Source organism: Aliiruegeria haliotis, assembly GCF_003003255.1.
In the GTDB taxonomy this organism is placed as follows: Bacteria; Pseudomonadota; Alphaproteobacteria; order Rhodobacterales; family Rhodobacteraceae; genus Tropicimonas; species Tropicimonas haliotis.
In genome coordinates, this window is record NZ_PVTD01000001.1 from 53,845 (window position 1) to 78,920 (window position 25,076).

The 25,076-nt window shown below is 64.0% G+C and carries 26 protein-coding genes and 2 tRNA genes; 11 read left to right on the forward strand and 17 right to left on the reverse strand.

From position 1 onward, the window contains the following. Position 1: 1 nt before the first annotated feature. Positions 2–1,033 (reverse strand): GTP 3',8-cyclase MoaA, encoded by a 1,032-nt coding sequence (gene moaA, locus CLV78_RS00250; RefSeq protein WP_106202778.1) that lies wholly within the window; start codon positions 1,031–1,033, stop codon positions 2–4. Positions 1,034–1,144: 111 nt separating this feature from the next. Between moaA and CLV78_RS00255 the strand changes: the two genes are divergently transcribed. After that, a complete protein-coding gene (locus CLV78_RS00255) occupies positions 1,145–1,657 on the forward strand; it encodes a D-galactarate dehydratase (RefSeq protein ID WP_245924789.1) in 513 nt (170 codons plus the stop codon). A 179-nt stretch (positions 1,658–1,836) separates the two neighbouring features. Here the strand turns inward: CLV78_RS00255 and CLV78_RS00260 are convergent, their stop codons facing one another. The 3 genes from CLV78_RS00260 to glmU all read right to left on the reverse strand — a co-directional run bounded on the left by CLV78_RS00260 (position 1,837) and on the right by glmU (position 6,115). Continuing rightward, complete coding sequence (locus tag CLV78_RS00260) at positions 1,837–2,541, reverse strand: DNA alkylation repair protein (protein ID WP_106202779.1); 705 nt, start codon at positions 2,539–2,541, stop codon at positions 1,837–1,839. 401 nt (positions 2,542–2,942) lie between these two features. After that, a complete protein-coding gene (gene glmS, locus CLV78_RS00265; RefSeq protein WP_106202780.1) occupies positions 2,943–4,760 on the reverse strand; it encodes a glutamine--fructose-6-phosphate transaminase (isomerizing) in 1,818 nt (605 codons plus the stop codon). After that, the gene (gene glmU / locus CLV78_RS00270; RefSeq protein WP_106202781.1) at positions 4,760–6,115 is read right to left on the reverse strand and encodes a bifunctional UDP-N-acetylglucosamine diphosphorylase/glucosamine-1-phosphate N-acetyltransferase GlmU; all 1,356 of its coding nucleotides are present in this window, start codon (positions 6,113–6,115) and stop codon (positions 4,760–4,762) included. Before glmU ends, glmS begins: the two co-directional genes overlap by 1 nt. 122 nt (positions 6,116–6,237) lie before the next feature. On the opposite strand from glmU, the gene CLV78_RS00275 reads away from it, so the two are divergent. After that, entirely contained in the window at positions 6,238–6,906 is a 669-nt protein-coding gene (locus CLV78_RS00275; protein WP_106202782.1) for an HAD-IA family hydrolase, read from the forward strand. Positions 6,907–7,137: 231 nt separating this feature from the next. Here CLV78_RS00275 and CLV78_RS00280 read toward each other — a convergent pair whose 3' ends face one another. Further along, entirely contained in the window at positions 7,138–7,764 is a 627-nt protein-coding gene (locus CLV78_RS00280) for a J domain-containing protein (RefSeq protein ID WP_106202783.1), read from the reverse strand. A gap of 110 nt (positions 7,765–7,874) precedes the next feature. On the opposite strand from CLV78_RS00280, the gene CLV78_RS00285 reads away from it, so the two are divergent. The 4 genes from CLV78_RS00285 (at position 7,875) to CLV78_RS00300 (ending at position 9,970) form a co-directional block, all read left to right on the forward strand. Beyond that, on the forward strand, positions 7,875–8,132 hold the full coding sequence (locus CLV78_RS00285; protein ID WP_106202784.1) for a BolA family protein: 258 nt from the start codon (positions 7,875–7,877) through the stop codon (positions 8,130–8,132). Between the two features lie 101 nt (positions 8,133–8,233). Beyond that, a complete protein-coding gene (gene rlmB / locus CLV78_RS00290; protein WP_106202785.1) occupies positions 8,234–9,013 on the forward strand; it encodes a 23S rRNA (guanosine(2251)-2'-O)-methyltransferase RlmB in 780 nt (259 codons plus the stop codon). A 9-nt stretch (positions 9,014–9,022) separates the two neighbouring features. Further along, the gene (locus tag CLV78_RS00295; protein WP_106202786.1) at positions 9,023–9,313 is read left to right on the forward strand and encodes a hypothetical protein; all 291 of its coding nucleotides are present in this window, start codon (positions 9,023–9,025) and stop codon (positions 9,311–9,313) included. Between the two features lie 219 nt (positions 9,314–9,532). After that, positions 9,533–9,970 (forward strand): CoA-binding protein, encoded by a 438-nt coding sequence (locus CLV78_RS00300; protein ID WP_106202787.1) that lies wholly within the window; start codon positions 9,533–9,535, stop codon positions 9,968–9,970. 3 nt (positions 9,971–9,973) lie between these two features. On the opposite strand, the gene CLV78_RS00305 is transcribed toward CLV78_RS00300, so the two are convergent. After that, positions 9,974–10,282, reverse strand: a complete 309-nt coding sequence (locus tag CLV78_RS00305) for a phosphoribosyl-ATP diphosphatase (protein ID WP_106202788.1) — start codon at positions 10,280–10,282, stop codon at positions 9,974–9,976. A gap of 59 nt (positions 10,283–10,341) precedes the next feature. Next, positions 10,342–11,103 carry an imidazole glycerol phosphate synthase subunit HisF gene (gene hisF / locus CLV78_RS00310; RefSeq protein ID WP_106202789.1) on the reverse strand — a complete coding sequence of 254 codons (762 nt, stop codon included), beginning with the start codon at positions 11,101–11,103 and terminating at the stop codon, positions 10,342–10,344. Between the two features lie 112 nt (positions 11,104–11,215). Here hisF and CLV78_RS00315 point away from each other — a divergent pair, with 112 nt between their 5' ends. After that, entirely contained in the window at positions 11,216–11,668 is a 453-nt protein-coding gene (locus CLV78_RS00315; RefSeq protein ID WP_245924790.1) for a DUF302 domain-containing protein, read from the forward strand. Here CLV78_RS00315 and hisA read toward each other — a convergent pair. After that, positions 11,665–12,378, reverse strand: a complete 714-nt coding sequence (gene hisA, locus CLV78_RS00320; RefSeq protein ID WP_106203694.1) for a 1-(5-phosphoribosyl)-5-[(5-phosphoribosylamino)methylideneamino]imidazole-4-carboxamide isomerase — start codon at positions 12,376–12,378, stop codon at positions 11,665–11,667. The two genes, CLV78_RS00315 and hisA, sit on opposite strands and share 4 nt — an antisense overlap. Before the next feature lie 137 nt (positions 12,379–12,515). Here hisA and CLV78_RS00325 point away from each other — a divergent pair, with 137 nt between their 5' ends. Next, positions 12,516–12,914, forward strand: a complete 399-nt coding sequence (locus CLV78_RS00325) for a DUF2147 domain-containing protein (RefSeq protein WP_106202791.1) — start codon at positions 12,516–12,518, stop codon at positions 12,912–12,914. Positions 12,915–13,051: 137 nt separating this feature from the next. On the opposite strand, the gene CLV78_RS00330 is transcribed toward CLV78_RS00325, so the two are convergent. From CLV78_RS00330 to hisB, 3 genes are all read right to left on the reverse strand, one after another. Further along, on the reverse strand, positions 13,052–13,336 hold the full coding sequence (locus CLV78_RS00330; protein ID WP_106202792.1) for a hypothetical protein: 285 nt from the start codon (positions 13,334–13,336) through the stop codon (positions 13,052–13,054). A gap of 374 nt (positions 13,337–13,710) precedes the next feature. Beyond that, a complete protein-coding gene (gene hisH / locus CLV78_RS00335) occupies positions 13,711–14,352 on the reverse strand; it encodes an imidazole glycerol phosphate synthase subunit HisH (RefSeq protein WP_106202793.1) in 642 nt (213 codons plus the stop codon). A gap of 1 nt (position 14,353) precedes the next feature. After that, on the reverse strand, positions 14,354–14,941 hold the full coding sequence (hisB, locus tag CLV78_RS00340; protein WP_106202794.1) for an imidazoleglycerol-phosphate dehydratase HisB: 588 nt from the start codon (positions 14,939–14,941) through the stop codon (positions 14,354–14,356). 291 nt (positions 14,942–15,232) lie between these two features. On the opposite strand from hisB, the gene CLV78_RS00345 reads away from it, so the two are divergent. Further along, positions 15,233–16,072: a DUF2189 domain-containing protein gene (locus tag CLV78_RS00345; protein ID WP_106202795.1), complete on the forward strand. Its 840-nt coding sequence runs from the start codon at positions 15,233–15,235 to the stop codon at positions 16,070–16,072. 249 nt (positions 16,073–16,321) lie between these two features. Here the strand turns inward: CLV78_RS00345 and CLV78_RS00350 are convergent. The 4 genes from CLV78_RS00350 to CLV78_RS00365 form a co-directional block, all read right to left on the reverse strand. Next, a tRNA-Gly gene (locus tag CLV78_RS00350) sits at positions 16,322–16,396 on the reverse strand. 39 nt (positions 16,397–16,435) lie between these two features. Then, positions 16,436–16,510, reverse strand: a tRNA-Gly gene (locus tag CLV78_RS00355). A 327-nt stretch (positions 16,511–16,837) separates the two neighbouring features. Further along, complete coding sequence (locus CLV78_RS00360) at positions 16,838–17,242, reverse strand: hypothetical protein (protein WP_106202796.1); 405 nt, start codon at positions 17,240–17,242, stop codon at positions 16,838–16,840. 141 nt (positions 17,243–17,383) lie between these two features. Continuing rightward, entirely contained in the window at positions 17,384–20,824 is a 3,441-nt protein-coding gene (locus tag CLV78_RS00365; protein ID WP_106202797.1) for a pyruvate carboxylase, read from the reverse strand. Positions 20,825–21,049: 225 nt separating this feature from the next. Between CLV78_RS00365 and CLV78_RS00370 the strand changes: the two genes are divergently transcribed. Further along, on the forward strand, positions 21,050–23,485 hold the full coding sequence (locus CLV78_RS00370; protein WP_106202798.1) for an ATP-dependent helicase: 2,436 nt from the start codon (positions 21,050–21,052) through the stop codon (positions 23,483–23,485). Between the two features lie 72 nt (positions 23,486–23,557). Continuing rightward, on the forward strand, positions 23,558–23,971 hold the full coding sequence (locus tag CLV78_RS00375) for a response regulator (protein WP_106202799.1): 414 nt from the start codon (positions 23,558–23,560) through the stop codon (positions 23,969–23,971). A 151-nt stretch (positions 23,972–24,122) separates the two neighbouring features. On the opposite strand, the gene CLV78_RS00380 is transcribed toward CLV78_RS00375, so the two are convergent. Together CLV78_RS00380 and CLV78_RS00385 are read right to left on the reverse strand one after the other, a co-directional pair. After that, positions 24,123–24,341 (reverse strand): DUF1127 domain-containing protein, encoded by a 219-nt coding sequence (locus tag CLV78_RS00380; RefSeq protein WP_106202800.1) that lies wholly within the window; start codon positions 24,339–24,341, stop codon positions 24,123–24,125. A 289-nt stretch (positions 24,342–24,630) separates the two neighbouring features. Next, positions 24,631–24,837, reverse strand: a complete 207-nt coding sequence (locus CLV78_RS00385; protein ID WP_245924791.1) for a DUF1127 domain-containing protein — start codon at positions 24,835–24,837, stop codon at positions 24,631–24,633. Positions 24,838–25,076: the final 239 nt, after the last annotated feature.

The window sequence follows — 25,076 nt, forward strand, 5'->3', positions numbered from 1 at the left end:
GTCAACCGCCGGTGTGGCTCATGTGGCGGGGCATCTGGCCATCGACCGTCTGGCGCGAATAGTCGAAATCGTGGCCCTTGGGCTTGAGCCGGATGGCGGCGCGGATGGCGGCCTCCAGAGCGTCCTCGTCTCCCGGGGCGGAGCGCATCGGCGCGCGCAGGTCGGCGCGGTCTTCCTGTCCCAGGCACATGTAGAGCTCACCTGTACAGGTCAGTCGCACGCGGTTGCAGCTCTCGCAGAAGTTATGCGTGAGCGGGGTGATAAACCCGATCTTCTGGCGGGTTTCTTCAAGGCGCACGTAGCGGGCGGGGCCGCCGCTGCGTTCCGCCAGGTCGGTGAGGGTGTAGCGATCGGCAAGGCGCCCGCGAAGATCCTTCAGCGACCAGTATTGATCCAGCCGATCCTCGTTGCCGAGATCGCCCATCGGCATGACCTCGATGAAGGTCAAATCAATGTCGCGCTCGGCGCACCATTCGACCATGGGGAAGAGCTCTTGCTCGTTGAAACCCTTAAGTGCCACGGCGTTGATCTTGACCCGCAGGCCGGCCTCCTGCGCCGCATCGATCCCGCGAAGCACCTGCGGCAGACGACCCCAGCGCGTGATCGCGGCGAATTTCTCTTCGTCCAGCGTGTCGAGCGAGATGTTGACGCGCCGCACGCCGATATCCGCCAGTGGCTGCGCGAACCGGTGCAACTGGCTGCCATTGGTCGTCAGTGTCAGTTCCTCCAGGGCGCCGGTTGCGAGGTGGCGCGACATGGACTCGAAATAGGTCATGATGCCCCGCCGCACGAGGGGCTCGCCGCCGGTGATCCGCAACTTGCGCACGCCTAGGCGGACGAAGGCGCTGGAGAGCGTGTCCAACTCCTCAAGCGTCAGAAGCTCCTTCTTGGGAAGGAAGGTCATGTTTTCCGACATGCAATAGGTGCACCGGAAATCGCATCGGTCGGTGACCGAAACGCGCAGATAGGTGACCGCGCGCTGAAACGGGTCGATGAGCGGAGCATCCGTGGCGGAGAAGCGAGGCGTTTCCATGGTGTGCAAGCTACGCATTGCCTCAAATTGAGGCAAGGGTTGCCTTGACCGTTGCCGCATACTCGGGCGCACAGCTACCGTGCATGCATGTCCCGGCAGCAGGAGGCGGCAATGACTTTCAGGCTGATCGCATACGGCATTCTGGTGATTGCCATTGCGGGGTGCGCGCAGGTGCCGCGCGGCGCGAAAGGCCCTGCCAGCACGGGGGCGCCACTGTCCGGCACATCACAGAGCATCGGACCGACAGAGGTTGCGGTGGATGCACCTGGTACTGATTCGCCTCCGCCGCCACCATCCGCCCGCACGGTGGAGCAGTTTGATACCACGACCGGCGCGGAACGGCAGGCCGCAGCGGCGGCACCTGCAACGGGCGCGGCGCGCCTTGGCACGACCGTCGCGTCGCTGGGCGATCCGACGGATCCCGGTTTCTGGGCCGAGACGGGGCTGGTGTCGGAACCCCGGCAGGGGCGGTTGGAATACCCGGCGAGTGGCCAGTCGGTTCAGGTGGAACTCCGCCCGTCCGGCGGCGCGCCGGGGTCGGGGACGCGTGTTAGCCTGCCGGCCCTGCGCGTGCTTGAGGCTCCGCTGACCGGCTTGCCGGAACTGGTGGTGTTCGGCGACTGAGACCGAGTGGTGCAATGGGTACTCCCGGCGTGGCGACGTCACATGGGCCGGCGAGCGTGGGCGGCGGCGTGCCTGTGGTGAAACTGTGCGCCTTGGCGGACTCAAGGCAACCCACTTTCGTGTCGTCCAAATCGGCATGCAGCTTGCAGCGACACGACCGAGGTTGGGTTGGCCGCGCCCTAGGCCGGTTCGGACAGGTGGCGCGCTGCCTCCTTGCGGGCAAAGGTCTTCATCCCTTCTCCATGCTCCGACAGGAACTGGCGGACCCGCTCGGGCTCGTGACGTGAGAGGTCCCGCAGCCACCATGCGATGGCTTTCTGGATGAACCATTCCTGGTCCGGCACATAGGCCGCCGCCCAACCCAGGACGCGCTCCCGGATCGCAACATCGGCGGCTTTCGGGTTGCGCATCCGGGTCCAGGGCAGTGTCATCACCAGTGCAGCACGCCGGGTCCAGAGATGTTCGGATGTGGTCCAGTCCTCCACCCTGTCGATGCGCGCAGGCTCCCAGATCAGGCGTTTCTGCCCGGCGATGGCGGCGTGATCGGCCACGGCCCAGGCATCGAACTCGGGCACCCATGTACAGATCAGATCCCATGCGCCGGAATCGTCGGGACGAATGCGGGCCTGGGTCAGCAACTTGGCCGCGGCCAGCCGCCCTTCGTGGATATCGCTGTCCCAGAGACCTGCGGCAAGCGCCAGCCGGTCTTCCAGCGACAGGTCCTGCCGCCACTGGCGGGCCAACGCGTCGATCTCCGGGTTGGCGACCCCGAGGTAGCGGCGCTCCACCTTGTGATAGGCGGCCATGTCCTCGGCCTTGCCAGGGATGGCCTTGGCGGCGATCTGGTCGAGCGCCAAGGCCGAATCGAGGGTTTGTGACGACATGGGAGCCTCCGCAGGTTGCCTGACCGCGGTATCGCGCCTGCACGCGTCCACGGCAAGAGGCGAGCCATTCGGCCCCGCACAAGATGTATCTTCGCCTGGGGGCAAGGTGTCCGGGTCGCCGCTTTCCCGATATCGCGGCGGAGCGGGGGCGATTGGGGCGTGGCGTGGTGTCCCGGCTGCGCACTGACGGCTGTTCCGAGATCTACAGACGCGCGGAGACTTTCCCTTTCAGTGGAGCCCGGCCTTCGCGCAGATGGCGGCGCTGCACTCCGGATCGAACGCAGGAGCCGAAGCGCTCGACAGCCCATCGCACCGGGGTGCGCCGCCCGCGGGGCGGGGCACCTCTGGTGACGTAGTGTGAGTGCTGGCGCGTTCCGATGCCCGGACAAGTCCGACGGTGACTATTCGACCGTGACGGATTTCGCGAGATTGCGCGGCTGGTCCACGTCCGTGCCCTTGGCGACGGCAGCGTGGTAGGCCAAAAGCTGCGCGGGCAAGGCATAGAGGATCGGGGCCAGTGCTCCGGGCACTTCCGGCATGATCAGCGTCTTCCAGCATCCCTCACCGGCTGCGCGGGCGCCCTCCGGGTCGGTGATGAGCAACACCTTGCCGCCGCGGGCCATGACCTCCTGCATGTTCGACACGGTCTTGTCGAAAAGCCCGTCCGTGGGCGCCATCACGATCACGGGCACGGTCTTGTCGACCAGGGCGATCGGTCCGTGCTTCAATTCGCCAGACGCGTAGCCCTCGGCGTGTATGTAGCTGATTTCCTTCAACTTCAGGGCACCTTCCAGCGCCAGCGGGAACATCGACCCACGCCCCAGGAAAAGCACGTCGCGTGCCTCCGAGACCGCCTTGGCGACGGCCGCCACCTCCGTCGATTGCGCCAGCGCGAAGTTCATCAATCCCGGCAGGCGCCGCATTGCCTCCAGGTGCTCCTCCAACTCGCCCTCTTCCAGTCGCGACCGATCCGCCGCCGCCTTCAGCGCGAGCAGGAACAGCACCGTCAACTGACAGGTGAATGCCTTGGTCGAGGCCACCCCGATCTCCGCGCCGGCGCGGATCGGCAGCACCAGGTCGCTTTCGCGCGCGATGGAACTTTCGGTGACGTTGATCACAGACGCGATCCGGGAGGCCTTGCCTTCGCAATAGCGCAGCGCGGCGAGCGTATCGGCGGTCTCTCCCGACTGGCTGACGAAGAGCGCCAGCGTGCGGGGCGGGATCGGCGGTTCGCGGTAGCGGAACTCGGAGGCGATATCGACCTCCACCGTCAGGCCGGCGATCTGCTCGAACCAGTATTTGGCCACAACGCAGGCGTAGTTCGCGGTGCCACATGCGACCATCACCACGCGGTCGAAGTCGGCGAAATCGAGCCCCGGGGCCGGCAATTCTATCCCATCTCCACGCAGGTAGTGGGCAAGCGCGTCACCGAGCACGGTCGGCTGTTCGGCGATCTCCTTGGCCATGAAATGGCGGTGGCCGCCTTTCTCCACCTGGCTCATGTCGATCTTCACGGTCTTGACCGGACGGTTGACCAGTTCGCCAGCCTGGTTGCGGATCTCGATGGAGCCACGTGTGAGATAGGCCCAGTCGCCTTCCTCCAGGTAGGTGATGCGGTTGGTCATCGGGGCCAGCGCAATCGCGTCGGAGCCCACGAAGACCTCTCCCTCACCATGTCCGAGCGCCAGCGGTGAGCCCTTGCGGGCCACGATCATGAGATCGTCCTGTCCGTCGAACAGCAGGGCCAGCGCGAACGCCCCTTCAAGCCGCGCGATGGCCTTCCCGGCGGCATCGCGGTGGGACAATCCCTGGTCGAGATAATGCTGCACCAGCATCGCGATGGTTTCGGTGTCGGTATCCGTCTGAAAGTGCAGCCCGGCGGCGGCCAGCTCTTCCCGCAACTCGCGGAAGTTCTCGATGATCCCGTTGTGCACCACGGCAACGGGGCCGGCACGGTGGGGGTGAGCGTTCTCGACATTGGGCGCGCCATGGGTGGCCCAGCGGGTGTGGCCGATCCCGGCCTTTCCGGTGAGCGGCTGGTGCACCAGCAGATCCGAGAGGCTCGCCAGCTTCCCGACCGCGCGCCGCCGCTCCAGCGTGCCGTTGTTCACGGTGGCAATGCCGGCGCTGTCGTAGCCGCGATACTCAAGCCGCTTCAGCGCCTCGACCAGCAGCGGGGCCGCTTCGTGATCGCCTAGAACACCAACAATGCCGCACATTACCCGGTTCCTCCTGTCAAATTCCGTTTGGCCGCGCGGAGTTTCTCCATGAAACGACGCGCGAATTCAGGCTTGTTGACCTGCTTCGTGCGCGCCAGCGCCAACGCGCCGGCCGGGACATCCTCCGTGACAACCGACCCGGTTGCGGTCATCGCCTCGTCTCCAACCTTGACCGGGGCCACCAGCATTGTGTCGGAGCCGATAAAGGCATTGGCGCCAATCTCCGTGCGGTGCTTGAAGACACCGTCATAATTGCAGGTGATCGTGCCCGCGCCAATGTTCGTCTTGCTGCCGATGTCGGCGTCGCCGATGTAGGTGAGGTGGTTCACCTTGGCGCCCTCGTCGATGATCGCGTTCTTGACCTCCACGAAATTGCCGATGCGAACATCCTCCGAAAGCTCGGTGCCCGGTCGCAGACGAGCGTAAGGGCCGACAATGGCGCCACGGCTGACGTGGCAGCCCTCCAGGTGGCTGAACGCCCGGATGTGGGCGCCTGTTTCCACGCTCACGCCGGGTCCGAAGACCACGTTGGGTTCGATCAGCGTGTCGCGGCCAATGATGGTGTCGAAGGAGAAATATACGGTTTCCGGGGCTTGCATGGTGATCCCGTCTTCCAGCGCGTCGCGGCGGGTCCGTGCCTGGAAGGCGGCCTCCGCGGCGGCAAGATCGGACCGGGAGTTCACGCCAAGGGTCTCCGCTTCCCGGCAGGCAACGGCGGTCACCGACAACTCGCGGGCACGGGCCAGCCCGACGATATCCGTCAGGTAGTATTCCTCAGAGGCGTTCTGCTTGCCGACGGCGGTGATCAGGTCGAACATCTCGCGGGCGTCAGCGCAGATCACGCCGGAATTGCAAAAGGTTATCGTGCGTTCCGCATCCGTTGCGTCCTTGAACTCGACAATCCGTTCAAGGCTCGTTCCCTGCATGACGAGCCGACCGTAGCGCCCAGGATCCTTGGCCTCGAAGCCCAGCACGACCACCGAATGCTCCTGGCGTGCGGTGACCATGGCGTCCAGCGTGTCGGGGCGGATGAACGGGGTATCGCCATAGAGGACAATCACGTCGCCCTCCACGTCCGCCAGTGCGTCGCGCGCCTGATCGACGGCGTGGGCGGTGCCGAGCTGCTCCTCCTGGCGGACGACGATGACGTCGGGATCGTAGTCGCGGGCCGAGGCCTCAACCGCCTCCGCGCCATGGCCTGCCACCACGACAGTCCGTTCCGGCTCCAGCGATGCGCCGGCCTTCATGGCATGGTGCAGGAGGGGGGCGCCGGCCACCTGGTGAAGGACCTTGGGCTGGTCCGATTTCATCCGGGTGCCCTGGCCGGCGGCCAGGATGACGAGGCTTGTAGGCATGGCGCTGCTCTTTCCTTTGGTTGCCTTCCGTAATACCCCTGCGCAAGCGTACCGCAAGGGCGCAGCCATCAAATGCGACGACAACGTGTTACAGGACGGGCGGAAGCCCGCCGAAGGGACCCATGCGCACCGTGATCTTCGACCTCGACGGCACGCTTGCAGATACAAGCGCCGATCTGATCGCCGCGGCGAACGCCTGTTTCAACGGGCTGGGCCACGGCGACCTGCTGAACCCCGTGGCAGATGCGGCGACCGCCTTCAGGGGCGGGCGGGCCATGTTGAAACTGGGCTTCGAACGGCTCGGGCATGGGGGGCAGGCGGAGATCGATCGGGAGTATCCACGTCTGCTCTCGCATTACAGGGACGGTATCGACCGGGAAACGCGGCTCTATCCCGGCGCGATGGACGCCGTGGAGAGATTGCGGTCGGAGGGCATGGCGGTCGGCATCTGTACCAACAAGCCCGAAGGGTTGGCCGATCTGCTGCTGCATCGCCTGGGGATCCGCGACGTGTTCGGCTCGCTGATCGGGGCGGATACGCTGCCTGTGCGCAAGCCCGATCCCGCCCCCTATCTTGCCGCTGTCGAGACGGCCGGAGGCGATGCGGCGCGCTCGATCCTAATCGGCGACACGGTCACCGATCGGGAGACGGCCCGGGCCGCAGGAGTGCCATGTGTTCTGGTGACCTTCGGACCCGACGGCAGGGGTGTCGCGGATTTGGGGCCGGAAGCGCTACTGGATCATTTCGACGACCTGCCGGAAATCGCGCGCGGTTTCCTCGGCGCGGCCTAGCAGGCGAAGCCCGCGACACAGCGGTCGCGCCTCTGCCCGGGGGGAATCCGGCCAGCGCATGCCAGCGGCGTCCGGGGTGCTGCGTCGACTGCCGAACCTGGCGGGCCATGCCAGAGCGTGCGCGTCTCCCTTCGGCTCGCGGCACCATAGCAAAGCCATCGGCCCGGTTCTCCACCAAGGCGGTCGGATCGGCTCCCGCTTCGTGTTTGGCGTGCCAGGTGGGGCCGGAACTCACTTGAAGTTGCGGCTGTCCTTGATCTGGTCCCAGGCCCAGACGACCTCCTGCAGCCGCTCCTCGTCTGACCGGTCGCCCCCGTTCATGTCGGGGTGCAGCACCTTGATCAGCGCCTTGTAAGCTTTCCGGACCTCGGCCTTGGTCCAATGATCCTTGGCGTCGAGGATCTCCATCGCCTTGCGTTCCGTCGGCGGCAGTCGCCGGCCACCACCTGCACCTTTGCCGGGATTGCGTGTGGCGTTTTCGCCCAGAACCTGGTGGGCGTCGTCGATTCCGAGCCTTGCCCAGGCGCGCTCCTCCGCGCTTTTGCGGAAAGGCTTGGTCTCGCGCTCCCACACCTTGTCCTTGTCGATCTGCGCCTGAAGTTCCTCTTCCGACGTGCCGTCGAAGAAGTTCCACTTAAGGTTGTACTCGCGAACATGGTCCTTGCAGAACCAGTAGAAATCATCGAGCGAATCCGGCGACTTCGGTGCCCGGTACTGACCGGCTTCACGGCATCCCGGGTGCTCGCACTCCCGCTGAGACGTCTCGATTGCGCCCGACATGCCCCGCTTTCCACGCGACCGCTTTTTCTTGTCGCTCTTGACGCGGATGTCGAAGCCGAAGGGATCGGATTTCGGCATGGATCGGGTCCTTTCTCGAAACTGCTGCTCTCAGCGGTCGGGTTCTTTCCGACTCGGACGCAGGAGTTTAATCTGTCATGCACCCGATGGAACAGAGGGAATCTTTAAAAATGGCTGTGGCAGATCAAATCAGGCAAAAGCTCACCGACGCCTTCGCGCCGCGTGAACTGGATGTTGTCGACGAAAGCGAGGCGCACCGCGGGCACGCGGGCTTTCGGGAGGGCGGGGAAAGCCATTTCCACGTCACCATCCGCGCGGATGTCTTCGGGCCGATGAGCCGGATCGCGCGCCACCGGGCGGTTCATTCGGCGCTGGGCAAGGACCTCGTCACATCCATTCACGCGCTTGCGCTCGATATTTCGGACTGAACGCGGTAGGGCAGGCGGGTTCGCCTCCGGCCTTTGCATATCGGCCGGTAACACAAGGCTGCCCGCCGGGATCGGTGGGCGCGGCAGGAAGGATCGCAGCCATGAAGAAGCCGACCTGGGTGGTTGAAAAGGAACGCGCGCGTCGGGCGGCCGCGGCCGAGACGCTGTGGCTGTTCGGCCTGCATGCGGTTCGGGACGCCCTGATGAACCCTGCGCGCCAGCGGATACGGCTGGTGGTGACGAAGAACGCCGCCGACAAACTCGGCGACGCGATTTCGGCCAGCGGCATGGAGCCGGAAATGGCCGATCCACGAAAGTTCCCGGTGCCACTCGATCCCGGCTCTGTCCACCAGGGCGCCGCGCTCGAGGTGAAGCCGCTGGACTGGGGAGCCGTGGACACGTTGTGCGCCCCGGGACTGGACAGCCCGCGTGTCGTCTTGTTGGACCGCGTGACTGATCCGCACAATGTCGGTGCGATCCTGCGATCGGCAGAGGTGTTCGGGGCGCGGGCGGTCATCGGCACACTGCGCCATTCCGCGCCCGAAACCGGGGCCCTCGCCAAGACGGCATCCGGCGCGCTGGAACGCCAACCCTATTTGCGCGTGCGCAACCTCGCGGACACGATGGGCCAGCTGCGCGAGATGGGCTACCTGCTCTACGGTCTCGACGGGGAGGCCGACGCAGATCTTGGCGCTGTGGCGGGCGACGTGGCCAACCTGCCGCTCGGGCTGGTGCTCGGTGCAGAAGGCCCGGGGTTGAGGGAGCGTACCCGCACCACATGCGACCGGCTGGTGAAAATCGATGCCGCCGGCCAGTTCGGCTCGCTCAACGTCTCGAATGCCGCCGCGGTTGCCCTATATGCAACGCGTGCCACAGGTTAGGAGAGGCGGATGCACAAGACGACCAAGGTTGCCACCTGCTGCTATTGCGGGGTGCGCGCGGCGCTGGTTCTGGGCGGCGATCGCCACAACCTTGTCTGCGGTGCCTGCGGGGCGCCCCTCACACAGCTGAAGTCCCTGCCGTCGGAGCCCCGCGCCAAGCCGGCCAGCCAGTTCGGGGCGGCCTTGCCCGGGGGTGACCGCAAGAAACCTTCGAAAAAGAAGAAAAAGAAGAAGAAACGCTCGCCGATGCAGCGGCTCTTCGGAGAGATCGTCGACGAGATCGAGGATCTGTTCGACTAGGGGCGATTCGGGGCCTCACGCAAAAGTCAACGCTTCAAATTGAATAAACGCCGGAATCGCGCATTTTTGCCACGATTCCCCTTGGAACGCCGAAATGACCCTCCTATATGTTTGTTATGAGTTGCAGTTTTGGAACAACGCAACTCGCTGCACTGTCCCTCGTTCCGTACCTGGCGCCCGGTCATTAGTCCGGGCGCCTTTTCTTTGCGAGTTGCCCCCATGAGCGACATCGACACAACCCTCCGCGAAATCTTCACCGGGACCCGCACCATCGCCTGTGTCGGCGCATCGCCGAAGCCGGCGCGGCCCAGCCACTATGTCTCTGTCTATCTCAAGGCGCAGGGTTATCGCGTGTTGCCGGTCAACCCGGGGCAGGCAGGCAAGCGGCTCTTCGGAGAGGTGGTCGCGGGGCGTTTGGCGGACCTGGAGGCGCCGGTGGAGATGGTGGATATCTTCAGACGCCCGGAACACGTGCTGTCGGTGGTGCAGGAGGCCATCGAGCACCTTCCTTCGCTGCGCGTGATCTGGATGCAGATGGGCATTCGCAACGAGGAGGCGGCCCGGTTGGCAAGGGCGCATGGGCTGACGGTCATTCAGGACCGCTGCCCGATGGTAGAGATCCCGCGCCTGTTCGGAACCGCGCGCCCGCTGGCCTGAGGATCAGCGCGCCGCCTTTTCCTCGATCCCCGACGTGCCCTCGCGGCGCGCCAGTTCGGCCTCGATATCGTGCAGCGACACATCCCGCGCCGCCGCCATGACCAGCAAGTGATACAGCGCGTCGGCGCATTCCGACACCAATCGGTCCCGGTCCCCTTTCACCGCCTCGATGATGGCCTCGACGGCTTCTTCACCGAACTTCTCGGCACATTTCTCTGGCCCGTTGTCGAGGAGTTTCGCGGTCCAGGAGGAGGTGGGATCGGCGCCCTTGCGGGACTGGATGATCTCGTCGAGCCGGTGCAGGCTGCTCATGATGTGTCTTCTTCTGTCTGGAGTTGTCCCACCGGGCAGGCCCGCTGGCGCCCCTTTGCTCAGTTCAGCCGAACCGGGATTCCGGCCTCCGCCATGTGCTCCTTTGCTTCGCGGATGGTGAAATCCCCGAAGTGGAAGATCGAGGCCGCCAGTACCGCGGAAGCGCCACCCTCGGTCACACCCTCCACCAGGTGATCCAGCGTGCCGACACCGCCAGAGGCGATGACCGGAACATGCACGGCATCCGAAATGGCCCGGGTCAGCGGCAGGTTGAAACCGGCCCGCGTACCGTCGCGGTCCATGGAGGTCAGCAGGATCTCGCCCGCGCCCTTGGCCACCACTGTCCTTGCGAAGTCCACCGCGTCGATGCCGGTCGGCTTGCGGCCGCCGTGGGTAAAGATCTCCCACTTTCCGGGGCTGACGGTCTTGGCGTCGATGGCGACCACGATGCACTGGCTGCCGAACCGCTCTGCCGATTTGGCCACCACGTCCGGGTCCGCCACCGCCGCCGAGTTGAAACTCACCTTGTCGGCCCCAGCCAGCAGCAGGTTGCGGACATCTTCCGGCGTCCGCACGCCGCCGCCGATGGTCAGCGGCATGAAGCACTGCTCCGCCGTGCGCGTCGCCAGGTCGTACATGGTGCCACGGTTCTCGTGCGTGGCATTGATGTCCAGAAAGCAGAGTTCGTCGGCACCGGCGGCGTCATAGGCCTTCGCGGCCTCCACGGGGTCGCCGGCATCGATCAGGTCGACGAAGTTCACGCCCTTGACGACGCGGCCTTCCTTGACGTCCAGGCACGGGATGATGCGGGTCTTGAGCATGGGATCTGTGGTCCTCGCGTTATCACGCGATCTTTTATGGCCATTCGCGGGCGGAGGCCAGAGTAATGGCCCAAGGGGTTTGCACCCCCATTCAAACGAGAGGAGACCTGCCGTGAAACAGCTTGTAGCAATTGCCCTCGCCCTCTTTTTGGCGAATGCCGCCTTCGCCGATGACGACCATATCGTGAAAGTGCCCTCTGCCTCGGATGTCGGCGCAACGATGGATGCGCTCGAAGCCGCGGTGGAAAAGGCCGGCGCCACGGTGTTTGCCCGTGTCGATCACGCCGCGGGCGCGGCATCGGTCGACATGGATCTGGCGGGCGCCCAGCTTCTCGTCTTTGGCAATCCCAAACTCGGCACACCGGCGATGCAGGATGATCCCCTGGCCGGATTGCTGCTGCCGCTTCGGGTGCTGGTCTACGAGGACGGCGACGGCAAGGTGTGGCTGGCCTATGAGGAACCGGGCGAGATGTTCGACGACCTGAAGATCGCCGACGACGCGCCGTACCTCAGCAAGATGGCCGGCGCGCTGTCCAAACTCACTGCGGCGGCAAGCGGAAGCTAGAGCGCGGCCAACGCCTCGCGCAGGTCGAGCGCCCCGTCATAGAGTGCCCTCCCGGAGATCACGCCGGAAATGCCGACCGCGTTGCGCAGCGCCACGATATCCTTGAGCGAGGACACGCCACCGGAGGCGATCACCGGGATGGTCGTGGCCTGCGCCAATGCCTCTGTTGCGGCCACGTTGGGGCCCTGCATGGCGCCATCGCGGTCGATATCGGTATAGATGATCGCGGCGATCCCGGCGTCTGCCATCTGGTCGGCAAGAGCGATGACCGTCATGTCGGTTTCCTCGGCCCAGCCGCGGGTCGCGACCTTGCCGTTGCGTGCATCGAGCCCGACGGCGACCTTGCCGGGGAAGAGCGCAGCCGCTTCCCGCACAAGCTCGGGGTTCTCCACGGCAACGGTGCCGAGGATGACCCGCGCGACGCCCTTGTCGAGCCACATCTCGATCGTGTCGAGGTCCCGGATGCCACCGCCAAGCTGCACCGGCACGTCGACCGCCTTCAGGATCGCCTCGACGGCGTCGCCGTTGACCGGCCTGCCGGCGAAGGCACCGTTCAGGTCGACCAGGTGCAGCCATTCGCAGCCGGCATCGACAAAGCGCTTTGCCTGGGCGGCGGGATCGTCGCCGAAGACGGTGGCCTTGTCCATGTCGCCCTTGAGCAGGCGTACGCAATGTCCGTCTTTCAGGTCGATGGCGGGGTAGAGGATCATGGTCTGCGGCCCTTCTGGTTCCGTTCGCGGGGCTTCTGCCATGTGACGCGCCCGAATGCAAAGCGACGGGACGTCATTGTTGATTGCCCGCGCGGGGGTGCGACAGACTGCCCGCGATGTATCAGGGAGAACACCACATGAAACCCATCGCACGGTATGCGGTACTGGCGGCTGCACTGGCCGTCGCAGGCACAGCCTCCGCGGCCGATCCGGTCGTCGGCACCTGGAAAACCCAGCCCGGCGACGCAGGCAATTATGCACATGTCGCGATTGCCCCCTGTGGCGCAAAGATCTGTGGAACGCTTGGAAAGGCCTATGACGGGTCCGGTTCGCAGATCCAGTCCGACAAGGTTGGCAAGCGGATGATCTGGGACATGGTTTCGGCCGGTGACGGAAAGTACTCTGGCGGCAAGATCTGGGCGCCGGACAAGGACAAGACCTACAAGTCCAAGATGGCGATTTCCGGTGACACCCTGAAGGTCTCCGGCTGTATCGGCCCGATCTGCCGCAGCCAGACCTGGACCCGCGTGAAATAGCGGCTTTTGCGGACGACACGGGGCGCGTTCCGTGTCGCCCTTTCCCGGTCAGTTTCGGCGCCCCGCCCGCAGCCACCAACATCAAACGCCCCGCGAGAAGCGGGGCGTTTGATGTTGGTTACGCGTATCGTAAAGGGTCAGCCGCTGGCAAATACGCCGCCGGAAGCCGTTCCTGACATCGACATCGGCAATTCTTTGGCCGCCTTCGCCCGGATCTCTGCGATCTTGGCCTGCGCGGCGTCTGCGGTGGCCTCATCGGAGTATTCGGTGACCACGGTGAAGGTCAGATCGCCGGTTCGGATCATCTGAACCCGGGTGGCACCCACGGACATGATCAGCGGCACGAAGGTGTCGCGGGCAACCCCTTCAAGCTCATCGTTCCACTCGGTTGCTGTCCAGTGAGACACTGTTGAATAGGCCATCGAACTCTCCCTTTGGTTTGCAATCCTTAGAGCGTTGCACGTCGCGCGCGTTCTTCAAAGAAGTTTCCGTAGGGGAAGTCTTTGCCGGATGTGGAGGAATTTGGCGTGGACGATTGCCGGGCCAGCGGTCCCATTCACGCCAATCTATCCGACGCCAGCGCCGCATGACAGAAGGCTGGTGCGAAGGGGCGAATGTCCGCACAGAGTGGGTGACCTGAAGTCGCCGCTAGTGTTTTTTTCTCCAAGCCAAAAGGGTTGGCGCTGTGGCTTTGCGCCCGGCGCGGCAGTTGGTTGGCTGGACCCGACTGACCGAAGCCTTGGTCCGTGTCCCGGCGGCATGCCGGCGTGTCGGGCGCGTGTCGGTGCCCGGTGCCTCATGGCGCCCAGGTCAGGAAGTTCGAGATCATCCTGAGCCCGGCATGCTGGCTTTTCTCGGGGTGAAACTGGGTGCCGATCATGTTGTCCCGCCCGATGATTGCGGTGACGTCGCCACCATATTCCGCATGGGCGAGCCGTTGTATCGGGTCCGCGACAACCACCTGATAGGAGTGCACGAAATAAGCGTGATCGCCTGTCCCGACCCCGTCCAGAACCGGGTGCTGGCCGGTCACCACAAGGTCGTTCCAACCCATGTGCGGCACCTTCAGCGTCGGGTCGTCGGGCGTGATCTCCACGACCTCGCCCCCAATCCAGCCGAAGCCCGGGGTGTCGACGTATTCGCGTCCGACGGTCGCCATCATCTGCATGCCGATGCAGATGCCCATGAATGGGCGGCCCCGGCCGATGACCGATTCCTCGATGGCCTCGTGCAGGCCGGAATGGCCCTCCAGCGCCGCCTTGCAGGCCGGATAGGCGCCATCGCCGGGCAGAACGATGCGGTCGGCGCGCGCCACGTCCTCCGGCTGGCCGGAGATGATGACCTCCCCGGCGCCGGTTTCGGCGGCCATGCGCTGAAAGGCCTTCTCGGCGGAATGCAGGTTCCCGCTGTCGTAGTCGACCACAACTGTCAGCGCCATGTCAGAGCGTTCCCTTGGTGGAGGGAATGGCATCTGCCTTGCGCGGGTCAGGCTCGACGGCCTCTCGCAGGGCGCGGGCGACGGATTTGAACCCGGCCTCGACGATGTGATGGCTGTTCAGCCCGTGCAGCGTATCCACGTGCAGGGTGACCCCGCCATGCGTCGAGAATGCCTGGAAAAACTCGCGTACCAGTTCGGTGTCGAAGGTGCCTATCTTCTGGGTCGGGAACTCCATGTTCCAGACCAGATAGGGGCGCCCCGACAAATCCAGCGCCGACTGTACCAGGGCGTCGTCCATCGGCAGCAGGCAGGCGCCATAGCGGCGAATGCCACGCTTGTCACCGAGCGCCTGTGTCAGTGCCTGACCGATGGCGATGCCGGTGTCCTCGACGGTGTGGTGATCGTCGATGTGCAGGTCGCCTTCGGCGCGGATCGTCATATCGATGAGCGAATGGCGGGAAAGCTGCTCCAGCATGTGGTCGAAGAACCCGACGCCGGTCTTGCAGTCGTATTGCCCCGTGCCGTCGAGGTCGATCTCGACAGAGATCTTCGTCTCCGTCGTGGCCCGTTCGATTTTCGCCTTGCGCATGGTCGTCTCCGCTCGCTTGCCGCGCCTGCATACAGGGGAGGGGTGGGCGATCCAAGGGCCTGCGGTCAGACCACGCGCGCCGTGTGTCTCCCCGGTCCCGCTGCCGCGCCGGAGGGGCGCAGATTCTTGCCGGTTCGGGATCGCTCCGGCATGCCAAGCCGGGCGCCACGCTCGCCCTTGCCCTTGCATCACACCTGATCCAGACTTGAGCGCGGAGGGGGGATGGCCGTTTCACCGCCGTCGCTGTCGGCGAGCGACCAATGCGCGGCCATGCCTTGGGAGGAGTGCGTCATGACATCCGAGAGCACGGGATCCACACCACCGGACGACCCGGCGCCGCAGCCACCGGGCTTGCCCGAGGTCAATACGGTGACGGTGGACGACATCACTGCATCGCTGAGGGCAGGGGTGTCCGACTTTCTGGCGCGCCCCGTCATGAGCGGCTTTTTCGGCCTGTTCTATGCGGTGTTCGGCATTCTGTTTGTCTGGTGCCTGGTCTGGCTCGGCAAGGTGTGGATGGTCATTCCCGCGGCAATTGGATTTCCGCTGGTTGCGCCTTTCGCCGCCGCAGGGCTCTATGAAATGTCCCGCCGGTTGCAGAAGGGCGAAAGCTTCGGCTGGTCCGCAATCCTCAGCGTCATTGCAAGTCAACGCAAGCGGGAGATGGGCTGGATGGCCTTTGTCACCCTGTTCATCCTGTGGGTCTGGTTCTACCAGTTTCGGACCGTGCTGGTGATCGTCCTGAAGGATTCGTCCTTCTCGGACCTGGACGGGTTCCTGAACACGGTTTTCTACACGCCGCAGGGCTGGACATTCCTGGCGATCGGCTTCTGCGTGGGCGCCTTTCTGTCAGCGGTCCTGTTTTCGGTGACCGTCGTTGCCATGCCCATGTTGCTCGACCGGGAAATGGATTTCGTTTCGGCCATGCTCACGTCCGTCAACGTCGTCAGGGAAAACCCGGTGGTCATGCTGGGCTGGGCGGCAATCATCTCGGTGACCATGGTGGTGTCGATGGTGCCTGCGTTCCTTGGCCTGATCGTCACCCTGCCAATCCTCGGCCACACCACATGGCACCTCTATCAGAGGGCCGTGGCACCGTCGGACGCAGGATCCGCCCCGGCGTCCCCTTGAGCGACAGGGAGACTTTGTGTCCGCAGAATAGTGAAGCGCGTTTGCTGAGGGCGCCGCCACGTCGACCGATGGGAGGCGAATGGACGCCATGTCGGAGATCCCGGTCGTTCGATCCCAGCGGTGTCAGGCGCACCGGTCCCATCAATGTATGCGGCACGGTTGCGGTTGCGAGGCAGTTTTGGCGCATTCGTCGCGCAGGAGCGCTGCAAGCGTCGCGGGTAAGGATGTATTTTCAGGTTCTTTTTCCAGTGGAGCGGGCGATGAGATTCGAACTCACGACCCTAACCTTGGCAAGGTTATGCTCTACCCCTGAGCTACGCCCGCGCTTCACTGGCTTTGCGACCGGCGGTCCGGTCTCTCTCTTGGAGCGGGCGATGAGATTCGAACTCACGACCCTAACCTTGGCAAGGTTATGCTCTACCCCTGAGCTACGCCCGCATCCGAGAGTGAGCGGGGATGTAACGGGCGATGGCGCGGGCTTCAAGGGGAAAATCGGAAATGGGGGGCGTTTTTTGCTGAACCGGCGGATATGTTGCCCGGCGTGCCGGCGGACAGTGAATGCGTCCTGCGCCCCGGCTGAAAGCGGGAGTGCCGAAAATCTCCGGGCCGTGGGAAATGTGCGGAGGCTCGTACCCGAAGCTCGCTCGCTGTGGGGCCGCTCGCCCTCCTTGAGGGCAAGGGCATGTACGGTGCGACCGGGATTTCAGGCCCGGTGCCGGCAACCGGACTGGAGACGCAGAGCGCGAGGGCGCGCCGGCTGACCGGCTACTGAATTGACAGGTCGACGTTGTAGCCGACCGTCTTGTCGGTGTCGCGGTCGTTGCCCATCAGGTAGACGCGGACGGTATAAGTGCCGTCCTCCGGAAGTTCGATGGTGGTGCTGGTGCCGTCCATCGAGCCATTGTAGATCGCCTCTCCTTCGCTGCCGGGGGGAAGGATGTTGAAATAGGCAGTGCCGTTTCCGTTGGTCGCATCGACGTTCAATTCCACGAACATCTTCTGACCGGCTTGAGCGCCGAGCGTGTAGTCGAAGTACTCGTTTCCTTTGATCGTCCCGTTTACCGTGGTGCCGTAATTGCCTTTCTGGAACTGCACTTCGGCAACCATCTGGGCCGACACGGGGGCGGCAAGAAACATGCAGGTCAGGGCGAGGGCGAGACGGTGGGGCATCGGTCTGTCCTTGAGATCAAGTTACGGGATCGCAGATCGGAACGGTAAGTCCGCGGCTGTGAAAGTCAAAGCAAAACGCCCCGCGAAGGGTGGCGTCGCGGGGCGTTTCAGGGAATGGTCGGGTTTGCTCGGCAGCCGGACCTATTCCAGCTCGATCAACAGATCCTTGGCGTCGATCTGCTCGCCGGGATGAACGTGCACAGCCTTGACCACGGCGTCACGCTCGGCATGAAGGCCGGTCTCCATCTTCATCGCCTCGATGGTGACCAGCAGGTCGCCGGTGGAGACCTTCTGCCCGGCAGTGACCCCGACGGAGGCAATGGAGCCCGGCATCGGGGCGCCGATATGGCCGGCATCCGTGGGGTCGGCCTTCTGCTTTACGGCCACGGCGCTCTTCATCTTGCGGTCCGGAACACGGATGGTGCGCGGCTCGCCATTGAGTTCGAAGAAGACCTTGACGATGCCTTCCTCGTTCGTGTCCGAGACCGCTTGCATGCGGATTTCCAGCGTCTTGCCCGGCTCGATCGACGGGGTGATCTGCTCCGACGGCTGCATGCCATAGAAATAGGCATGTGTGGGCAGGGTGCGGACCGGGCCGTACTCCTCGTGCCGGGTGTGGTAGTCCGCGAACACCTTGGGGTACATGAGGTATCCGTTCATGTCCTCGTCGTCCGGCGCATAGTCGAACTTCGTCTTCATCTCCGCCCGAACCGCGTTGAAATCGACCGGGGGCAGGTGCTTTCCGGGGCGTTCGACAGACGGGGTTTCCCCCTTCAGGATCTTCTCCTGCAATGCAGCCGGCCAGCCACCCGGCGGCTGACCAAGGCTGCCGCGCATCATCTCGATAACCGAATCCGGGAAAGACACGTCGCGGTCGGGGTCCTCGACATCGGCGCGGGTCAGCCCCTGTGAGACCATCATCAGCGCCATGTCGCCCACGACCTTCGACGAGGGCGTCACCTTCACGATGTCGCCGAACATCTTGTTCACCTCGGCATACATGTGGGCGACTTCGTGCCAGCGTTCTTCCAGCCCCATGGAGCGGGCCTGGGCCTTGAGGTTGGTGAACTGCCCGCCGGGCATTTCGTGCAGGTAGACCTCGGAGGCCGGCGCCTGCATGCCGCTTTCGAAGGCGATGTAGTGGCCGCGCACGGCCTCGAAGTAATTGGAAATCCGGCGGATTTCTTCGATGTCCAGACCGGTGTCGCGCTCGGTGTGGGCCAGTGCCTCGACCACGGTGCCAAGGGTCGCTTGCGACGTGTTCCCGGAGAAGGAATCCATTGCGCAATCGACCGCGTCCACCCCGCTCTCGGAGGCGGCGAGGATCGTCGCGCAGGCGATGCCGGCCGTGTCGTGGGTGTGGAAGTGGATCGGCAGGCCGACCTCCTCCTTCAGGGCCTTGATCAACACACGGGCGGCGGCGGGCTTGAGCAGCCCGGCCATGTCCTTCAGTCCAAGGATATGGGCGCCGGCGGCTTTCAACTCCCGGGCGGTGGCGACATAGTACTTCAGGTCATATTTCGCGCGCTCGGGGTTCAGGATGTCGCCGGTGTAGCAGACGGTGCCTTCGCAGACCTTGTCGTTTTCGACCACGGCGTCCATGGCGACGCGCATGTTTTCCACCCAGTTGAGGCTGTCGAAGACGCGGAACACGTCGATGCCTGTCTCGGATGCCTGCTTGACGAAGGCCTTGACCACATTGTCGGGGTAGTTGGTGTAGCCGACCCCGTTCGCGCCGCGCAGGAGCATCTGGGTCATCAGGTTCGGCATCGCGGCGCGCAACTGGCGGAGGCGTTGCCAAGGGCATTCCTGCAGGAAGCGATAGGCCACGTCAAAGGTCGCGCCGCCCCAGCATTCCACCGAGAACAACTGCGGAAGGTTCGCGGCATAGGCGGGCGCGACATTGATCATGTCGATCGACCGCATTCGGGTGGCCAGCAGCGACTGGTGACCGTCCCGCATGGTGGTGTCTGTGATCAGCAAGTGCTTCTGCTCCGCCATCCAGTCGGCGACTGCCTGCGGCCCGAACTCTTCGAGGATATTGCGGGTGCCGGGGGTGGGCGCGTCGGTCAGGAGCCGCGGGATTTTCGGCTCGCGGATGTCCGCAGGCGGTTTCGGGCGCCCGGCGACATCCGGGTGGCCGTTCACCGTGACGTCCGCGATGTAGTGCAACAGCTTTGTCGCCCGGTCCTTGCGGCGTGGGAAGTGGAACAGTTCCGGTGTCTCGTCGATGAACTTGGTGTGGTACTCGTTGTTGAGGAACATCGGATGCTTGAGCAGGTTGTCGACGAACTGGATGTTCGTCGCAACGCCGCGCACGCGGAACTCCCGCAGGGCGCGGGACATGCGTTCGATCGTGTCCTCGGGGGTCGGAGCCCAGACCGTCAGCTTCTCCAACAGCGAATCGTAGTAGCGGGTGATGACCGCACCGGAATAGGCCGTGCCGCCGTCAAGGCGGACCCCCATGCCCGTCGCCCCCCGGTATCCGGTGATGCGGCCATAGTCGGGAATGAAGTTGTTGCGCGGATCCTCGGTGGTGATCCGGCATTGCATCGCGTGGCCGTCAAGCTTCACGTCGTACTGGGAGGCGGTGCCGGTGGCCTCCATCAGGCTTTTGCCCTCGGTGATGAGGATCTGCGCGCGGACGATGTCGATGCCGGTGACCTCCTCGGTCACAGTGTGCTCGACCTGCACGCGGGGGTTCACCTCGATGAAGTAGAATTCGCCGGACTCCATGTCCATCAGGAACTCCACGGTGCCGGCGCACTGGTAGTTCACGTGCTCGCAGATGCGCTTGCCGAGGTTGCAGAGCTTTTCACGTTGGGCGGAGGAGAGGTAAGGCGCGGGCGCGCGCTCCACGACTTTCTGGTTGCGCCGCTGGACGGAGCAGTCACGCTCCCACAGGTGGTAGATCTTGCCATGGTGATCCCCGAGGATCTGCACTTCGACATGGCGCGCTCGGGTGATCATCCTTTCAAGGAACCCTTCGCCATTGCCAAAGGCAGCCTCGGCTTCCCGGCGCCCTTCAAGGACTTTCTCCACCAGCTCGTCCTCGGACTGGATCGGCCGCATGCCGCGCCCGCCGCCGCCCCAGGAGGCCTTGAGCATGAGTGGGTAGCCGATCTCTGCCGCTTGCGCCTTCACCTCGTCCATGTCGTCGCCCAGAACGCCAGTGGCGGGGATGACCGGGACGCCGGCCTCGATCGCGACCTGCCGGGCGCTGGCCTTGTCGCCCAGAAGGCGCATGGTCGCCGCCTTGGGGCCGATGAAGGCGATTCCGTTGGCGGCGCAGGCATCCACGAACTCCGGGTTCTCGGAAAGCAGGCCGTAGCCGGGGTGAATGGCATCGGCACCACACTCCTTGGCCACGCGAATGATCTCGTCGATCGAGAGATAGGCTGCGACGGGCCCCATGCCTTCGCCAATCCGATAGGCCTCGTCAGCCTTGAACCGGTGCAGCGAGAGTTTATCCTCTTCGGCGTAGACGGCGACGGTCTGCTTTCGCATCTCGGCGGCTGCGCGCATCACGCGGATGGCAATCTCACCTCTGTTTGCGACGAGGATCTTCTTGAAACTGGGCATAGGGGCTCCTTTCGCACTCGCAGCATTGGTGTAAGGCGGTTCGGGATCCTATGGCAACATCGTAGAATCCGGTACGCCGCGGCAAATTTGTCGATATTACGTATTCGGAGGGAAGAAAGTGGGTTTGTTGGCGATGATCGGATGCAAGGTCGAGGCGTGGGATTGCATGGAACACATGGCGAACAGAGTATTTTCCTTCTGGCGGGGGCAAGGTAGAGTGCGCTCATGAGCAGTTTCGATGACAGCGAGGCCTTCGAGGCCGCCGTGCCCCTGTCGCAGCGCGCCATGTCGGCGCGTTCGGCCCCGTATCTTGATGAGTTGAACCCAGCGCAGCGGGAGGCGGTCGAGGCCCTGGACGGGCCGGTCCTGATGCTGGCGGGCGCCGGCACGGGAAAGACCAAGGCGCTGACCACGCGGATCGCGCACCTGCTGCACTCCGGCAAGGCGCGCCCGAACGAGATCCTCGCAGTGACCTTCACCAACAAGGCCGCGAAGGAGATGAAGGAGCGGGTCGCCCGGCTGCTTGGTCAGCCGGTCGAAGGCATGCCCTGGCTCGGCACCTTTCATGCCATCTGCGTGAAACTGCTGCGTAGGCATGCGGAACTGGTGGGGTTGAAGTCGAACTTCACCATCCTCGATACCGACGACCAGCTCCGCCTGCTCAAGCAGTTGATCGTCGCCGCCGGGATTGACGAGAAACGTTGGCCGCCGCGCGCGTTGTCTTCGATCATCGACAACTGGAAGAACCGCGCCTGGACACCCGAAACCCTACCGGCGGCCGAAACCGGTGCTTTCGACCATCACGCACCGGCGCTCTACGCAGCTTACCAACAGCGTCTGCGGACGCTCAACGCCGTCGATTTCGGTGATCTTTTGCTGCATGTCGTGACGATCTTCCAGAAGCATGACGATGTACTGGAGCAGTACCAGCGCTGGTTCCGCTATATCCTCGTCGACGAATATCAAGACACCAACGTGGCGCAGTACCTGTGGCTGCGGCTGTTGGCGGGCGGGCACAAGAACATCTGCTGCGTGGGCGACGACGACCAGTCCATCTATGGCTGGCGCGGGGCCGAGGTCGGCAATATCCTGCGGTTCGAAAAGGATTTTCCCGGCGCGACCGTCGTGCGGCTGGAGCAGAACTACCGCTCCACCGCACATATCCTTGCCGCCGCTTCCGGCGTGATCGAGGCCAACCAGGGGCGGCTGGGCAAGACGCTCTGGACCGCAGCCGATGGCGGCGAAAAGGTCCGTCTCATCGGGCATTGGGACGGCGAGGAAGAAGCCCGCTGGATTGGTGACGAGCTGGAAGCGATGGGGCAGGGAACCCGTGGCCAACGGCCCATCGGGCTCGACGAATGCGCAATCCTTGTCCGCGCCAGCCACCAGATGCGGGCCTTCGAAGATCGGTTCCTGACAATCGGTCTGCCCTACAAGGTGATCGGCGGCCCGCGCTTCTACGAGCGCATGGAAATCCGCGATGCCATGGCCTATTTCCGGCTGGCGGTGAGCACCGACGATGATCTCGCGTTCGAGCGGATCGTCAACACGCCGAAGCGTGGGCTGGGTGACAAGGCACAACAGAAGATTCAGGTGGCCGCCCGTGCCAATGGCGTGTCCCTTGTCGAGGGCGCGCGTATCCTGCTGGCGGCGAAGGAGATTTCGGGGAAGGGCGCAAAGTCCCTTGCGGAGCTTCTGGACGGGATCGAGCGATGGCACACCGCCGTTCTTGGTGCCGCACAGCCGGTGACCGACGATGACGCCGTGATCGAGGAGGGCCTGTTCATCGCGCCCCGGATGCCGGGCGGCAAGCCGATTTCCCATATCGAACTGGCCGAGATCATCCTGGAGGAATCCGGCTACACGGCGCATTGGCAGAACGACAAGACGCCTGAGGCCCCGGGACGGTTGGAGAACCTGAAGGAACTGGTCAAAGCACTGGAAAGCTTCGAAAACCTGCAAGGTTTCCTGGAGCATGTCGCGCTGATCATGGACAATGAATCCGACGATGCCGAGGCGCGGGTCACCCTGATGACGCTGCATGCGGCCAAGGGGCTGGAATTTCCCGCCGTGTTCCTGCCCGGGTGGGAGGATGGTCTTTTCCCCAGTCAGCGCGCGATGGACGAAAGCGGGCTGAAGGGCCTCGAGGAGGAGCGGCGCCTGGCCTATGTGGGCATTACCCGCGCCGAGGAAGTCTGCACGATCTCCTTCGCGGCGAATCGTCGGATCTATGGCCAGTGGCAATCCGCGCTGCCCTCGCGTTTCATCGACGAACTGCCGGAAGCCCACGTTGATGTTTTGACCCCGCCGGGGCTCTACGGCGGTGGTTTCGGGGCGGCGGCGCAGCCCGTGCGCTCCGATCTTCAGGAGAAGGCCTCGCGCGCCGATGTCTACAACTCGCCCGGCTGGAAGCGAATGCAGGCGCGCGGACAGGCTCGGGGCATGTCACAACCGCGCGAGACCCGGAATGTCGTGATCGACCTCGATGCGGTGTCGTCCTTCGGGCTGGGCGACCGGGTTTTTCACAAGAAATTCGGCTACGGCGCCGTCACGGCGATCGAGGGGGACAAGCTCGAAATCGCCTTTGAACGCGCCGGAGTGAAGAAAGTTGTCGCGAAGTTCATCGTGCCGGCGGCCAATGCGGACGATGTCCCCTTTTGACCTGCGACAATTTGTGTGTAACTAGGAGTTCCAATTGACGAACCTATGTCGCCCGAGTCGCGGAGAAGGTGAATGAAAGTACTGGTGGTCGAGGATGACCCGAACCTTGGCTCCCTATGGGAGCGGGTCCTGCTGGAAGCCGGGCACGAGGTTCTTCAGACCGCGTCGGAAACCGGCGCCGCCAGGCTTCTGGAAACCAGACCCTTCGATCTCGTCGTGCTGGACATGTGCATAAACGGCCGGGATGCGCGCGGTATTTCGCTGCTCGCGACCTATCGCAACCCGACCTGCAAGGTGGTCATTGTGAGCGGTTCGTCGAATTTCTCCCGCAAGGCGCTGTTTGCGATGTCGCCGGCGGTTTCCGCAGCGCTCCGAAAACCTGTCGATATCGAGGATCTGCTCGAGGTTTGCCACCTGGTGTCCGGCACCGACAGGCGCCTTCCGATCCAGACGGTGGATGGTGGCGGCATCGAGTTCCGCACCTGAGCGACCGGCGGGCGGACGACCTGAAGGGCAAATCTGCGTTATCAATACCCGAAAATGGAAACGGCGGCCCCAGGGAGGAGGGGACCGCCGTTTGATCGGTCAGCCGAACCCGGGAGGGGAGGTCCGGCCGCCGTATTCCGTTGGATTGCCGTCAGGCGAGACCGGCGGCCTGCTTGGCCACGTCCTTGATGACCAGACGGCTCAGGCCGATATCGGCCAGCTCGGCCTCGGTCATGCAGCGCAGTTCCTCAAGGGTTTTGCGATAGGCGCGGTATTGCGCAACGCGGGCGCTGTAGCCTTTGACCATGTCCGTAAACCAGCCAGTACGCAGGCCGGCTTCGGCGCGGGGGGCTTCGGAAACATATGTCATCGTGCGATGTCCTTGGTTGAGTACCCGGACCACCGTCCGGGCTTCGGGTCGAGGCGCTGACCGGGAGGGGTGTTAGCGCTCTCTTCGGTAAGGAATGTATGCCAATTCCCCGCGATGAGTACCGCCAAAGGTTTCATTTCCGGTATGCAGTTTCTGCACGGAGTTATGCTGTTATCGCTATTTTCGGTCCTGCGCGGAGGTCAAAAAAAACGACGGCACCCGGGAGGAAGGTGCCGTCGCTTGTTCAGAAAACCCAGGGAGGAGGGGCTTTCTGGTTCTGTCGAAGTCTTTAGGCGCCGTAGGCGGCGTCGCGCGCCAGGCTGCGGATCATGGAGCGGCTCACGCCGAGGTCGGCGAGGGCGCGGTCCGAAAGCTGGCTCAGTTCGGTGACCGTCGTCCGGTACACCTTGTACTGTTCATACTTCAGTTTCAGCGTTTCGAGCGGGGCTTTCGTCCAGTTGATCGAGCCGGCGGCGGTGTTCAGTGTGGTATCCATGGTTTGCATCCTTGAGTCTGTTCGGCTTTCGCCGGAATGTCCGAGGCGCTTCGGTTAGCGCTATCTTTGAACTTAAGATAAGATCCCAACGGTCTATGACTACTGTTGAAATCGGCAATGCTGCTATGCAGCATTTGCAGTGTGCGTCGTGCCGATGATCGGCGGGTGTGCGATGCCACTGCGCGTTGGCGAAAGAAAAGGCGGCGACACCGGGAGGAGGTGTCGCCGCCTTGTGTCAG